The sequence below is a fragment of the Streptomyces sp. NPDC085927 genome (assembly GCF_044540975.1).
GTDB lineage: Bacteria > Actinomycetota > Actinomycetes > Streptomycetales > Streptomycetaceae > Streptomyces > Streptomyces hirsutus.
In genome coordinates, this window is record NZ_JBITSN010000004.1 from 113,324 (window position 1) to 126,344 (window position 13,021).

General features: G+C 70.8%; 12 protein-coding genes. 6 read left to right on the top strand and 6 right to left on the bottom strand.

The genetic code is table 11. The features are described from left to right. The first annotated feature begins 4 nt into the window (after positions 1-4). The 4 genes from ACIF80_RS12365 to ACIF80_RS12380 all read left to right on the top strand — a co-directional run bounded on the left by ACIF80_RS12365 (position 5) and on the right by ACIF80_RS12380 (position 4,126). Positions 5-925, top strand: coding sequence for an ABC transporter ATP-binding protein (locus ACIF80_RS12365; protein WP_399802869.1), 921 nt, complete (start codon positions 5-7; stop codon positions 923-925). A 2-nt stretch (positions 926-927) separates the two neighbouring features. Continuing rightward, entirely contained in the window at positions 928-1,653 is a 726-nt protein-coding gene (locus ACIF80_RS12370; protein WP_399802871.1) for an ABC transporter permease, read from the top strand. Positions 1,654-2,265: 612 nt separating this feature from the next. Further along, positions 2,266-3,981: a sodium:solute symporter family protein gene (locus ACIF80_RS12375; protein ID WP_399802873.1), complete on the top strand. Its 1,716-nt coding sequence runs from the start codon at positions 2,266-2,268 to the stop codon at positions 3,979-3,981. A gap of 16 nt (positions 3,982-3,997) precedes the next feature. Continuing rightward, positions 3,998-4,126: a putative transporter small subunit gene (locus ACIF80_RS12380; protein WP_399802875.1), complete on the top strand. Its 129-nt coding sequence runs from the start codon at positions 3,998-4,000 to the stop codon at positions 4,124-4,126. A 70-nt stretch (positions 4,127-4,196) separates the two neighbouring features. On the opposite strand, the gene purB is transcribed toward ACIF80_RS12380, so the two are convergent. After that, positions 4,197-5,639, bottom strand: a complete 1,443-nt coding sequence (purB, locus tag ACIF80_RS12385) for an adenylosuccinate lyase (protein WP_399802877.1) — start codon at positions 5,637-5,639, stop codon at positions 4,197-4,199. 580 nt (positions 5,640-6,219) lie between these two features. Beyond that, a complete protein-coding gene (gene proP / locus ACIF80_RS12390; protein ID WP_399802879.1) occupies positions 6,220-7,659 on the bottom strand; it encodes a glycine betaine/L-proline transporter ProP in 1,440 nt (479 codons plus the stop codon). A gap of 471 nt (positions 7,660-8,130) precedes the next feature. Here proP and ACIF80_RS12395 point away from each other — a divergent pair, with 471 nt between their 5' ends. Both ACIF80_RS12395 and ACIF80_RS12400 read left to right on the top strand, forming a co-directional pair. Next, positions 8,131-8,280 (top strand): hypothetical protein, encoded by a 150-nt coding sequence (locus ACIF80_RS12395; RefSeq protein ID WP_399802882.1) that lies wholly within the window; start codon positions 8,131-8,133, stop codon positions 8,278-8,280. Positions 8,281-8,412: 132 nt separating this feature from the next. Continuing rightward, positions 8,413-8,574: a hypothetical protein gene (locus tag ACIF80_RS12400; RefSeq protein WP_399802885.1), complete on the top strand. Its 162-nt coding sequence runs from the start codon at positions 8,413-8,415 to the stop codon at positions 8,572-8,574. A gap of 414 nt (positions 8,575-8,988) precedes the next feature. Here ACIF80_RS12400 and ACIF80_RS12405 read toward each other — a convergent pair whose 3' ends face one another. From ACIF80_RS12405 to ACIF80_RS12420, 4 genes are all read right to left on the bottom strand, one after another. After that, the gene (locus ACIF80_RS12405; RefSeq protein ID WP_399802888.1) at positions 8,989-9,765 is read right to left on the bottom strand and encodes an SGNH/GDSL hydrolase family protein; all 777 of its coding nucleotides are present in this window, start codon (positions 9,763-9,765) and stop codon (positions 8,989-8,991) included. 143 nt (positions 9,766-9,908) lie between these two features. Then, positions 9,909-10,922 carry a hemolysin family protein gene (locus ACIF80_RS12410; protein WP_399802891.1) on the bottom strand — a complete coding sequence of 338 codons (1,014 nt, stop codon included), beginning with the start codon at positions 10,920-10,922 and terminating at the stop codon, positions 9,909-9,911. Next, entirely contained in the window at positions 10,919-12,331 is a 1,413-nt protein-coding gene (locus ACIF80_RS12415) for a hemolysin family protein (RefSeq protein ID WP_399802893.1), read from the bottom strand. The genes ACIF80_RS12410 and ACIF80_RS12415 overlap by 4 nt, the downstream gene beginning before the upstream one ends. A 204-nt stretch (positions 12,332-12,535) precedes the next feature. Beyond that, positions 12,536-12,982 carry a GNAT family N-acetyltransferase gene (locus tag ACIF80_RS12420; protein ID WP_399802895.1) on the bottom strand — a complete coding sequence of 149 codons (447 nt, stop codon included), beginning with the start codon at positions 12,980-12,982 and terminating at the stop codon, positions 12,536-12,538. Positions 12,983-13,021: the final 39 nt, after the last annotated feature.

Here is a 13,021-nt window from a genome sequence, read left to right on the forward strand (position 1 = left end):
GCACATGACCAGCATCCACGTCCACGACCTGACCAAGGAGTACGGCAGCCGGCGCGCCGTCGACCATCTCACCTTCCACGTCCCGCCCGGCCGTGTCACCGGTTTTCTCGGCCCCAACGGCGCCGGAAAATCCACCACCATGCGGCTGCTGCTCGGCCTCGACCGCCCGACGTCCGGCTCCGCCACCATCGGTGGACGCGCCTACGCCACGCTGCGCGAACCGCTGCGCCGCGTCGGCGCCCTGCTGGACGCGCAGGCCGCGCACGACTCCCGCACCGGTCGTGACCACCTGCGTGTCCTGGCCGCGGGCAACCGCATCCCGGACCGCCGGGTCGACGAGGTGCTGGAGGATACCGGCCTGGCCTCGGCGGCCACGCGCAGGGTACGGACGTACTCCCTGGGCATGCGCCAGCGGCTGGGCATCGCCGCCGCGCTGCTCGGCGACCCGGAGGTGGTCATGCTCGACGAGCCCTCCAACGGGCTCGACCCGGAAGGGATCGTGTGGGTGCGGCAGTTGCTGCGCCGGCTCGCGGACGAGGGGCGCACCGTGCTGGTCTCCAGCCATCTGATGAACGAGACGGCGTCCTTCGCCGACCACCTCGTCGTCCTCGGCCGGGGCCGGCTGCTGGCGGACACCCCGATGCGCGCGTTCATCGAGTCGCGCGTGCGGCCCGCCGTCCGTATCCGCACCTCGGACCCCGTCGCGCTGAAGAGCGCGCTCGCCCCGCACGGCCACGAGGCCGTCGAGCAGCAGGACGGGCACTGGACCGTGCCGCACGCGCGCGTGGACGACATCGGACTCCTCGTCTCCGCCGCGGGCGTACCGATCCTCGAACTCGCGGCGGACGAGGGCACGCTGGAACAGGCCTACCTGGACCTCACGGCAGCCGAGACCGAGTTCACCGCTTCGCCCCAGGAGGCCTGACCATGCAGTTCGCACCCGTACTCCACGCCGAGTGGCTGAAGATCCGCACGCTCCGCTCGCTTCTGGGCGCGCTGGTGGCGGTGTTCGTGACGACCACGGCGTTCTCCGCGCTCACCGGTGCGTCGGACACGTCGGGATCGGAATTCGACCTGCTGTTCACCACCCAGACCGGGGTGTACGTGGGGCAGATCGCCGCGATCTCCTTCGGTGCCATGGCGGTGTCGGCCGAGTTCCGCAACGGTGCGCTGAGACTGTCGCTGGCTGCCGTCCCACAGCGCGGGCACTGGTTCGCGGCCAAGATGACCGCCATCGCCCTGCCGGCGCTCGCCGTCGGCCTGCTGACCGCCCTGGCCTCGCTCTTCTCGACGAGGGCGACGCTGGGCCCGGCGGCGGACGGGCTCACCACGGGCGAGCAGGCGCGCGCGGTCGTGGGCTGCGGCATCTACCTCATGCTGATGGCCCTGTTCGCGGCCGGACTCGCGACCCTGCTGCGCAGCGGCGTGATGACGCTGTCCCTGCTGATCCCGTTCATCCTGATCGTGTCGTTCGTGATCGGGGACGCGGCCGGCACGGCCGTCGAGTTCATGCCCGACCGGGCCGGACAGGTGATCCTCCAGCAGACGTACGACGGGCCGCTCGGCTCCTGGTCCGGACTCGGAGTGACCGCGGTGTGGGCCGCCGCGGCGCTGCTGGCGGGGGCCTGGAGACTGCGCCGCCAGGACGCCTGACGGACAGGGTGCCGACGCGCCGTCACGTTCCAGGGGCGGTGAGTCACCGGCTCCATGAGCATTGCACAGCACATCGCCCCCCATCGACGGGCCGTGCTCCGCCTCCTCCCGGCGGAGCACGGCCCGTCGGGCGGTGGCTTCGCGGGACCGGCTTCCTTGCGTACACCCTGACACCGCCAGACAGGCATTTCCAGGCAAGTCGGGTGCTCCGTCGCAGTTGCGACTTGTAAAGAGAGAGCTGCAAAGATCCTGATGTGGGAATAACGAAGTTGGACAGGATGGGTGTTGCAGTGTAAACATCAGTTGTCTGCCTCGTGTAGCTGCGGGGCAGCTCTCCGTGGATCTCCGGTAGGGCCGAAGGGTGCCACCGTCGGCAGAAGCCGATGCCCTGAGACCGGTTTGCGGGCCCAAAGGGGCCCGCTGTTTTGTGAGCGCCCCGTCTTCAGCGACGACGCGCCGGGCGGCGTGATGGAGTGCATCCCCGGGTCTCCGGCGCATGGATGCGGTTGGCATGTCCTGGGCGAGTCTTCGGTGCGGTCGCTGACGCCGGGCTCGATGAGTCGAAGGAGGTGGCGTGTGTCGGGCGAAACGGATACAGCCCAGTTCAGCGCCATGGTTGTCGTTGGCTTGCTGGTCCTCTTCTATGGGGGGACCTTTCTGATCTCGACCCGTATCGGCAAGAGGGAGGAGAACGCCGACGGGTACATGACGGCCGGCAACAACGTCGGATTCGGCATCTCGGCCGCCAGCATGACGGCGACATGGATCTGGGCCTCCTCGATGTACGCGTCCGCCACGTCGGGTTACACCTACGGCATCTCGGGCCCCATCCACTACGGGCTCTGGGGCGCCCTGATGATCCTTTTCATCTACCCCTTCGGCAAGCGCATCCGTAAGGTCGCCCCCAAGGCGCACACCCTGGCGGAGGTCATGTACGCCCGCCACGGCCGCTCCAGCCAGTTGATGCTCGCGGGCTCCAACGTCGTCGGCAGCCTCATCAGCCTGATGTCCAACTTCATCGCCGGCGGCGTGCTGATCTCGCTCCTGTCACCGTTCAACTTCATCCAGGGCGTCGTCTGCGTCGCCGCGGGTGTTCTGCTCTACACGCTGTGGTCCGGGTTCCGCGCCTCCGTCATGACCGACTTCGTGCAGGTCGTCGCGATGCTCGGTGCCGTGGCCGTGATCGTCCCGTTCATCTTCTTCGCGGCCGGCTTCCCCGCGGCGTTCGAGACCGGTGCGGACAACCTGACCCCGCAGCAGGGGAACTTCTTCTCCAGCGAAGCCTTCATGGGGCAGGGCGCCCCCTACATCGCCGCGGTGCTGGCCTACGCGATCGGCAACCAGACCATCGCCCAGCGTCTTTTCGCGGTGAAGGAGAGCCTGATCAAGCCGACCTTCATCACCGCGACCATCGGGTACGGCGCCATGGTGATCGGTATCGGCATGCTCGGCGTGCTCGCCCTCTACCTGGGCTTCGAGCCGTCCGGTGGCGACCTCAACAACCTCATCCCCGAGATGGCCGCCGAGTACCTGCCGCCCGCGCTGCTGGCCCTGTTCTTCATCATGATCGTCGGCGCGCTGTCCTCCACCGCCGACGCGGACCTCGCCGCCCTCTCGTCGATCACGATGGCCGACGTCTACGGCCAGGGTGTCGGCAAGGAGAAGGCCGACCCGAAGACGATGTTGCTGGTCGGCCGGATCACCATGGTGGTGGCCACCGCGCTGGGCGTCACGTTCGCCAGTCTCCGGCTGAGCATCCTCGACCTGCTGGTCTTCGTCGGCGCGCTGTGGGGCGCGCTGGTCTTCCCGGTGCTGGCCAGCTTCTACTGGGAGAAGGTCACGAACAAGGCGTTCACCACCTCGGTGCTCGTGGCGCTCGCGGTCTTCCTGCCTGTGCGCTTCAGCTGGATCCCCGTGGACGGCGCTTTCGGCATCGTCGTGGACGTGCTGGCGGTCCTCGGCATCGGTGTCGTCCTCGGCCTGATGGTCTTCGGCTTCCTGGGCGCCAGGGCGGCGAAGACCGTCGGTGTGCTGGCCGTGCTGGTCTCCGCGCCGTTCGCCATCGGATCCCTGCACGAGTACGCGACACTGTGCGGTTCGCTCGTCGCCTACTCGGTGAGCACCGTCATCTGCTGGGCCATGTCCGTACGGCAGGAAGAAGGCTTCGACTTCTCCGTCATCGCGGAACGCACCGGCAACTTCGACGACGGCAGCGCCGCGGCGACCGCCGACGGGCAGGGGGAGGCACCCCCTGCCCCCGGCCGGGCCCAGCGCCCCGGAGGCTCCCCGGACGCGGGCGACCTCGAGCCCGCCGCACACACCAAGTGAGACAAGAGGAGGCACCGTGACCGTCGCCCTGAGCGTCTACGTCCTGATGTGGCCCGTCGTCGTGGCCGTCATCCTGTTCGTGATCAGCCGTGGGTTCTTCCGCGAGTGGCTCGAAGCCCGCCGCAACGGCCGGGACATGATCTGACCCGTGCCGCAGCGCCCGGCCCCGTCCTCAGGACCCCATGGGGGTTTTGAGGACAGGGCCGGGGTGCGGGTCAGAGAATCGCCCCGGGGGTGTAGGCGGCGGCCTCCGGGTGCTGCTTGACGATCGCGTCGACACGGCCCACGACGGCGGCGACCTGGGCGCTCGCGGCCCCCGTGAACGACAGCTTGTCCGCCATCAGCGCGTCCAGCTCGGACCTGTCGAGGGGGATCCGCTCGTCGGCCGCGAGCTTGTCGAGCAGGTCGTTGCGCTCGGCGCCCTGCTCACGCATCGCGAGGGCCGTGGCGACGGCGTTCTCCTTGATCGCCTCGTGCGCGACCTCACGGCCGACACCCGCGCGCACCGCGCCCATCAGCACCTTGGTGGTGGCCAGGAACGGCAGATAGCGGTCCAGCTCCCGGGAGACGACCGCCGGGAACGCGCCGAACTCGTCGAGCACCGTCAGGAACGTCTCCAGCAGACCGTCGAGCGCGAAGAACGCGTCGGGAAGCGCCACCCGGCGCACCACCGAGCAGGACACGTCGCCCTCGTTCCACTGGTCGCCCGCCAGCTCCCCGGTCATCGAGGCGTAACCGCGCAGGATCACCATCAGGCCGTTGACGCGCTCACAGGAACGGGTGTTCATCTTGTGCGGCATCGCGGACGAGCCGACCTGGCCCGGCTTGAAGCCCTCGGTGACCAGCTCGTGCCCGGCCATCAGCCGGACCGTCTTCGCCAGCGACGACGGCGCCGCCGCCAGCTGCACCAGCGCGGTCACCACCTCGTAGTCCAGCGACCGCGGGTAGACCTGGCCGACCGAGGTGAACGCCTCGGCGAACCCCAGGTGCCCGGCGATCCGCCGCTCCAGCTCCGCGAGCCGGTCCGCGTCGCCGCCCAGCAGGTCCAGCATGTCCTGCGCCGTACCGACCGGGCCCTTGATGCCCCGCAGCGGATAACGGCCCAGCAGCTCCTCCAGCCGGCCGTACGCGACGAGGAGCTCGTCGGCGGCGGTGGCGAAGCGCTTGCCGAGCGTGGTGGCCTGGGCCGCCACATTGTGCGAGCGGCCGGCCATGACCAGCTCGCCGTACTCGCCGGCCAGCCTGCCGAGCCGGGCCAGCACCGCCACCGTACGGTCGCGCATCAGCTCCAGCGACAGCCGGACCTGCAGCTGCTCCACGTTCTCGGTGAGGTCGCGGGAGGTCATCCCCTTGTGCACGTGCTCGTGCCCGGCGAGGTCGTTGAACTCCTCGATCCGCGCCTTCACGTCGTGCCGGGTCACCTTCTCGCGCTCCGCGACGGAGGCCAGGTCGACCTGGTCGAGGACCCGCTCGTAGTCGGCGATCGCCGCGTCCGGCACCTCGACACCGAGGTCCTTCTGCGCCCGCAGCACGGCGAGCCAGAGCTGCCGCTCCAGCCTCACCTTCTGCTCGGGCGACCAGAGCGTGGCGAGCTCGGCGGAGGCGTAGCGTCCGGCGAGGACGTTCGGGATACGGGGCTTGGCGGGCGCAGCAGTCACGTGCACGGAGTCTACCCGGCGTCCAAGAAGCCTCCGACCCGTCCGTGCGGTCCGGAAAGCCCAGGTCGGACGCTTCCCGACCTGGGCGCTCCACCGGTTCATCGCCTGGCCCGGGGTGGCGCCGTCGAACTGGACGAGGAGACGGCGCAGGGTGCGGGGATGTGGGACGGACACCGAGCCGGTCAGCGGGTCGGGGACCAGCTCCAGGAAACCGGACGGACGGACCGCGTCCGGCAGTGGAGCCGGTGCGGAGGTCCGGGCCAGGGAGGCCGGCGCGGTGGGGAGGAGGGAAGCTGCGGGAGCAGGCACGGACCCGCCACGTGGGCATGGGACTTCGACACTCACATGATCACCGGGACCGTGCCCGCGCTGCGTTCGCCTCCTGCCCGAACCAGGACGTCCGCCCGGCGCCGGGCCGGCCCGGCGTTCCGGACGAATCGCCGTCATGCAACGGCCTCCGGAACTGCGACTCGCCCATGCGCCCCTGCCTTTCGGCAGCGGTACCGGGTGACCCGTTTTCCTGGTGGACCAGTACCGCTGACCACGACAGAACCACTCGGCTCCCCGCTCAGGGCGCTCCTCAACGCGCCGCGGCCTGCGTGGGCCGCTGCTCCCCGGCCTCCAGGGACGGCGGCGAACCCGGCAGCGGGCGCCCCGCCGACTCGGCCATGCGCCACACCGTGAACCCGCCGATCACGGCCGCCGCCATCATGTAGTAGGCGGGCATCATCACATCGTCGGTCGCGCCGATCAGCGCCGTGACCACCAGCGGGGTGGTCCCGCCGAACACCGACACCGAGACGTTGAAGCCGATGGACAGGGAGCCGTAGCGCACCCGCGTCGGGAACAGCGCCGGGAGGGTGGCGGGCATCGTGGCGGTGAAGCAGACCAGCAGCAGCCCCAGGGCGCCCGTCCCGACCGCCACCGCGAGCAGGCTGCCCTCGCGGATCAGCAGCAGGGCCGGTATGGACAGCAGCAGGAAACCCGCACAGCCGGCCGCGATCACCGGGCGGCGGCCGACCCGGTCGGTCAGCGCGCCGGCGAAGGGCTGGACGATCATCATCAGCGCCATCACGCCGAGCACGACGAGCAGACCGTGCGTCGCGTCGTATCCGAGTTCACCGGTGAGGTAGGTCGGCATGTACGACAGCAACATGTAGTCGGTGACGTTGAAGACCAGCACCAGGCCCACGCACAGCAGCAGCGCCCGCCACTGGCCGGTGATCATCTCGCGCAGCGGTACCTTCGGGCGGTCGGTCTCCGCCTTCTCGAGCTCGGCCGCGAACGCCGGGGTTTCCTCCAGGCGCATGCGCAGGTAGAGGCCGATGACGCCCATCGGGCCCGCGATGAGGAACGGCAGGCGCCAGCCCCAGGAGAGCAGGTCCTCGGAGGAGAGCAGCGCGGTCATCAGCGTGACCAGGCCGGCGCCGCCGATGTACCCGGCCAGCGTGCCGAACTCCAGCCAGCTGCCCAGGAAACCCCGGCGTCGGTCCGGTGCGTACTCGGCGATGAAGGTCGAGGCGCCGGCGTACTCGCCGCCGGTGGAGAAGCCCTGCACCAGACGCGCCGCCAGCAGCAGGATCGGGGCGCCGACGCCGATCGTGGCGTAGGAGGGGATCAGGCCGATCGCGAAGGTGCCCACCGCCATCATGATCATGGTGAAGGCAAGGACCTTCTGCCGCCCCACGCGGTCTCCGAGCGGACCGAAGACCATGCCTCCCAGCGGGCGGACCAGGAAGGCCGCGGCGAAGGCGCCGAACGTGGCGAGCAGCTGGGCGGTGGGGTTGCCCGAAGGGAAGAAGACCTTGCCCAGCGTGACCGCGAGGTAGCTGTAGACACCGAAGTCGAACCATTCCATCGCGTTGCCCAGGGCGGCGGCCTTCACGGCACGCCGGACGAGCGCGGGGTCGGTGACGGTGGGCGCCTGTGCGGTTCCGGTCTCCTGCGACATGGACGAGGACTTGGACACGGCGGCTGTGGAAGTGCCGGCTGTGGGAGCGGCGACTGGGGCAGTCGACAAAACGTCGCTCGCCTACCTTTCGACGGGGACGGGGACGGGGACGGGATCCGCGCGGCGGCGCTGTCGGGCGGTCCGGAGAAGCGGCGATAGGTGTACTTGGCACCTGTACGGGCGGTATGGGTTCAGTCGCGGAATGCATCCACATGCCGGGTGGACAGGCACGCAGCCCCTTCCGGCGGTCGTCCGACCAGCCGTCCTCTGTGAGCCATCTCGCGTCCACTGGCTGCGACCCCGACCTCTCGCCGCATGCCGTCCGCCGCACCGAAGAGTGGCCGGAAGCAGGACGGACGTCAGATGACGCGGGGGTTGTGCGCGTCTCTGTCCAGGGTGGTGCGAGCCTCATCGCAGACCACGGCGGTGCGTTTGTCGACAACCTCGTCCGCCCTGGTCGGAGCTGGTGTGCGGGGTGTACGGGATGTCGAGTGCGGTCGGTCGGGTCCGCGCCGTCGCGCGGCTGTCGAGCAACGCGGCATGATGGTCGCTCGTGCTGCTGTGAACAGCATCCTCACCGACGCCCACCCCATGATCGAGGTCTTCCCTCTCGACCAGGCCCGCGGGACATACGAGAGGCTGACGGCCGCCAAGACCCACTTTCGTGCCCTGCCGAAGGTCTCCGAGTGACACATCCCTCGCACCAGCCCCGTGCGGGTGGCGAGACGGGCCGTCCACGACGGGAACAGAACCGACTCGGACAGCGGGCCTTGCGCACGTCCCCGGTGACGGCGAACTCGTACCCGCTGCCGGAAGGATCTGATGGCCGACCTCGCCCAGGCCCTCGGCAATGGGGCGCCCTGCTCGTCGACCAGCATGGGCTCGGACCCGCGACGGAACAAGCTCATGTCTGTTTCCTCCGCACTCAACGTCGGGCTCGCCGCCACCGCGGCCGTGCCCCTCTGGCAGGCCACCGGGCTGTGACCGAGCGCGCTTCCCGACCGGCCGGCTGCGGGCTGGCCGTCCCAGGGCCGCTGTCGTTCCTCGGCTCCGGCACAGATCCTGGGGACCGGTCACGAGGAACCCCGTCCGCCCTGCCCGGCTTCTCGCTCGCGTCGGCTTCGCAGACTCTCCGCCTGCCGCGGGTCATCGGGGGTTCCTGCCGGAACCTGTGGAAAGGATCAGTCGGCGACGGCCACGTGACGGCATCGGTGACACCCCGTGCGCGTCTCGGGATCGGGCCCGGCTTCTTCTCCGGGCCGAATCCGTTCGATGGCGTCCTCGACCGACGCCCGGGGCCCCCGCGGACCACAGGAGCGTCCGTGACGCTTTCGTGCAGGTGTCGCCGCCACGGGTGATTCGGAGGAAGCTACGAGGCGGAGCGGCGGTCTCCCGCCGTCACCGCACGTCGTACGGCAGCAGTTCGGGGCGCTTGGGCGGGCGGCCGTCGCCCGAGGAGCGGCCGGTGAGGCGGCGGCCGATCCACGGCAGCAGGTGCTGCCGGGCGAACCGGGCGTCCGCGGTGCGCCGCGCCGTCCAGCCCGGCGGCAGTGAGGCCGGCGGGGGCAGTTGCCACTCGGGATCCTCGGGCGGGTAGCCCAGTGCCTGCCACACCGCCTCCGCGACCCTGCGGTGCCCGTCGGCCGTCAGGTGCAGCCGGTCCACGTCCCACAGCCGCCGATCGCCGAGCGAAGGCGCCCCGTACAGGTCGACGACCAGCGCGCCGTGCCGTTCGGCCAGCTCGTCGACACAGGTGAACAGCGCCTCCATGCGCGGCCGGAACCGCTCCTGCACGGGACCCTGGCGGGCCGGGCTGCGCATCAGCACCAGTTGCCCGCAGTGCGGGGCCAGCCGCTCCACCGCCTCGGTCAGCAGGTCCCGCACCATGACCATGTCGCACTTGGGCCGCAGCGTGTCGTTCAGTCCGCCGACCAGGGTGACCACGTCGGCCCGCATGGCCGCCGCCGTGGCCACCTGCTCGTCGACGATCTGCCGGATCAGTTTGCCGCGCACCGCGAGATTGGCGTACCGGAACCCGGGGGCGACGGCCGCCATCCGCGAGGCGAGGACGTCGGCCCACCCCCGGTACGTGCCGTCGGGCAGCAGGTCCGACATGCCCTCGGTGAAGGAGTCGCCGACCGCGACCAGGCTGGTGTGAGTGGGGTTCGTCTGCATGGCGACAGAGATGATATCCCGTGCACATACCCGCCGGTCGGTCGGCTCCTTCCCTGCTCCAGGACCGCCGGCCCCCGTGCTCCGGCCCCGGCGGGCCCGCCCGTCCCCGGCCGGGCCCGCCGGGTTCTCCGGCCGGGGACCGCTCAGACCCGCTGGCCGAACAGCTTCTGCAGCACGTCCTCCATCGTCACCAGCCCCGCCAGCCGCCCGTCCGCCCCGAGCACGGCCGCCAGGTGCGTACGGCTGCCGCGCATCGCGGTGAGGACGTCGTCCATCGGCGTGCTCTCCCGCACCCGTGCGATGGAACGCATGTCCCGCAGCAGGAACGGCATGTCGCGCGGAGAGGCGTTGAGGGCGTCCTTCACGTGCAGGTAGCCGACGATCCGCCGGCCCTCGTCCACCACCGGGAAGCGGGAGTACCCGGACTCGGCCGAGAGCTCCTCCAGCCCCTCGGGAGTGACGCCCACGCGCGCGTAGACCACGCTCTCCAGCGGCAGCACCACGTCCCGCACCGGCCGGCGGCCGAGTTCCAGCACGTCGTTCAGGCGCTCCTGCGCGCGGTCGTCGATCAGACCCGCCTCACCGGAGTCCTTCACCATCTGCGCCAGCTCCGCGTCGGAGAAGGTCGCCACGACCTCGTCGCGCACCTCGACCCGCAGCAGCCGAAGCAGCGTGTTGGCGAAGGCGTTGACCGTGAAGATCACCGGGCGCAGCGCCCGGGACAGCGCCACCAGCGGCGGACCGAGCAGCAGCGCGCTGCGCACGGGCTCCGCGAGGGCGATGTTCTTCGGCACCATCTCGCCCAGCAGCATGTGCAGGTACGTCGCGAGCGACAGGGCGATCACGAAGGACACCACGTGCCCCGCGCCGGCCGGCACGCCCATCGAGTGGAACGCCGGTTCCAGCAGGTGCGCGATGGCCGGCTCCGCGACCACACCGAGGACCAGGGTGCACAGCGTGATGCCGAGCTGCGCGGCCGCCATCAGGGCGGACACGTGCTCCAGGCCCCACAGCACGTTCTTGGCGCGCCGGTCGCCCTGCTCGGCGTACGGCTCGATCTGGCTGCGGCGCACCGAGATCAGCGCGAACTCGGCACCCACGAAGAAGGCGTTGACGACCAGCGTCGCCAGACCGATCAACAGTTGTACGGCAATCATCGCCGGGCCCCCTTCTCACGCGTCGTGCCGTGCCTCCTGTGGTCCGTCCCGCCGTCCGGCTCGGCGCCCGGCCTTTCGTCCGGCGCGTCCTGGGGGTGCGCGTCGGAGAGCGGCGCGTGCAGCAGCACGCGTGCCGCGCGGCGGCCCGTGGCGTCCAGCACCTCCATCCGCCAGCCGGCGACCTCCAGGGTGTCGCCGACGGCGGGGATCCGGCCCAGCTCGGCGGCCACGAGCCCGGCCAGGGTCTCGTACGGCCCGTCCGGCACGCGCAGACCGACCCGCGCGAGCTGGTCCACGCGCGCGGAGCCGTCGGCCGAGAACAGGTCGTGCCCCTCCTCGTCCGAACCCGTCCGGGCCAGGTCGGGGGTCTCGTGCGGGTCGTGCTCGTCGCGGACCTCTCCGACGACCTCCTCGACGATGTCCTCCAGCGTGGCCACGCCCGCCGTACCGCCGTACTCGTCGATCACCACGGCCATGGTGCGCCGGCCGGAGAGCCGGTCCAGCAGCCGGTCGACGGTGAGCGATTCCGGGACCAGCAGCGGCTCGCGCATCATCTCCGACACGGAAACCCGGGTCCGGCGCTCGGCGGGCACCGCCAGTACGTCCTTGATGTGCGCGGTGCCGACCACCGAGTCGAGGGTGCCGCGGTACACCGGGAACCGGGACAGGCCCGTCGCCCGGGTCGCGTTCGCCACGTCCTCGCAGGTTGCCTGGACCTCCAGCGCGACGACCTGGACGCGCGGGGTCATCACGTTCTCCGCGGTGAGATCGGCGAGGTTCAGGGTGCGGACGAACAGCTCCGCCGTGTCGGCCTCCAGGGCGCCCTCCTTGGCGGAGTGCCGGGCCAGCGCCGCCAGCTCCTGGGGGCCGCGCGCGGAGGCCAGCTCTTCGGCGGGCTCCACACCGAAGCGGCGCACTATGCGGTTGGCCGTGTTGTTCAGGTGCGAGATGAAGGGGCGGAAGGCGGCACTGAACCAGCGCTGCGCGTTGCCCACGTTCTTGGCGACGGCCAGCGGCGACGAGATCGCCCAGTTCTTGGGCACCAGTTCGCCGACCACCATCAGGAAGACGGTCGACAGTGCCGTGCCGAGCACCAGTGCCAGGGAGCTCGCCACCGACTCGGGGACCCCGACGCTCTTCAGCGGGCCGGAGATCAGCGCGGCGATCGACGGCTCGGCGAGCATGCCGACCACCAGGTTGGTGACCGTGATGCCGAGCTGCGCACCGGAGAGCTGGAAGGTCAGGTTCCGTACGGCCCTGAGCGCGCCGGGGGCGCCGCGCTCGCCGCGCTCCGCCGCCCGCTCCAGGTCGGACCGCTCGACCGTGGTGAGGGAGAACTCGGCCGCGACGAACGCGCCGCACGCGAGGGAGAGCAGGATCGCCACCAGGAGAAGGAGCACCTCGGTCACCGGGCCACCCCCGCCCCACGGCCGAACGAGAAGCGAACGAGTATGCGATGTGATGTGCGGCGACGTCGGGTACTTCGATGCCGCGTTCTACTGGGGGGCTCGCCCATGGGCGGACGCACACAACCTTTCATGAAGGACCGGGTTACCCTCCCAGAGTAAAGGACCAGCAAAGGTCTCCGGTGAGGTCATCCGCCGTCCGCCCGCTCAGGGCCTGTCGTCCGGAGCGCCGCCCGGCAGCGGCTTGACCCAGCGTCGCCAGTGTTCCTCGGGCGCGTACCCGGCGGCGCCCCACGCGCGGTGCGCGGTCTCGTTGCGCCGCAGCACCATGGCGTCCGCGCGGCGCCCGCCGAGGCTCGCGAACCGCTCCTCGGCGGCGGCCAGCAGCGCCGAGGCGATGCCCTGCCTGCGGTGGTCCGGGTGCACCGCGAGGCGGTACAGGTGGCAGCGCCAGCCGTCGAAGCCGGCGATCACGGTGCCGACCGGCTCCGCGCCCTTCTCGGCGAGGATCAGCGCCCCGGGGTCGCGGGCGACCAGCCGCTCCACTCCCTCCCGGTCGTCGCTGATGCTCGTGCCCTCGGCGGCGACCTTCCAGAAGGCCAGCACGGTGTCGAGATCCTCGGGCGCCGCGGCCCGTATACGCAGCTCGGTCATGCGCAGATCCCAGCACGCGGCCCGGCCCGCGACAGTCGA

Bases quoted from the DNA above. Each gene is read 5' to 3' on its own strand.
- ACIF80_RS12400 (WP_399802885.1), top strand. From the start codon at position 8,413: ATGGCCGACCTCGCCCAGGCCCTCGGCAATGGGGCGCCCTGCTCGTCG.
- ACIF80_RS12410 (WP_399802891.1), bottom strand. From the start codon at position 10,922: ATGATTGCCGTACAACTGTTGATCGGTCTGGCGACGCTGGTCGTCAAC.
- ACIF80_RS12375 (WP_399802873.1), top strand. From the start codon at position 2,266: ATGGTTGTCGTTGGCTTGCTGGTCCTCTTCTATGGGGGGACCTTTCTG.
- ACIF80_RS12405 (WP_399802888.1), bottom strand. From the start codon at position 9,765: ATGCAGACGAACCCCACTCACACCAGCCTGGTCGCGGTCGGCGACTCC.
- ACIF80_RS12395 (WP_399802882.1), top strand. From the start codon at position 8,131: ATGATGGTCGCTCGTGCTGCTGTGAACAGCATCCTCACCGACGCCCAC.
- ACIF80_RS12420 (WP_399802895.1), bottom strand. From the start codon at position 12,982: ATGACCGAGCTGCGTATACGGGCCGCGGCGCCCGAGGATCTCGACACC.
- ACIF80_RS12365 (WP_399802869.1), top strand. From the start codon at position 5: ATGACCAGCATCCACGTCCACGACCTGACCAAGGAGTACGGCAGCCGG.
- ACIF80_RS12370 (WP_399802871.1), top strand. From the start codon at position 928: ATGCAGTTCGCACCCGTACTCCACGCCGAGTGGCTGAAGATCCGCACG.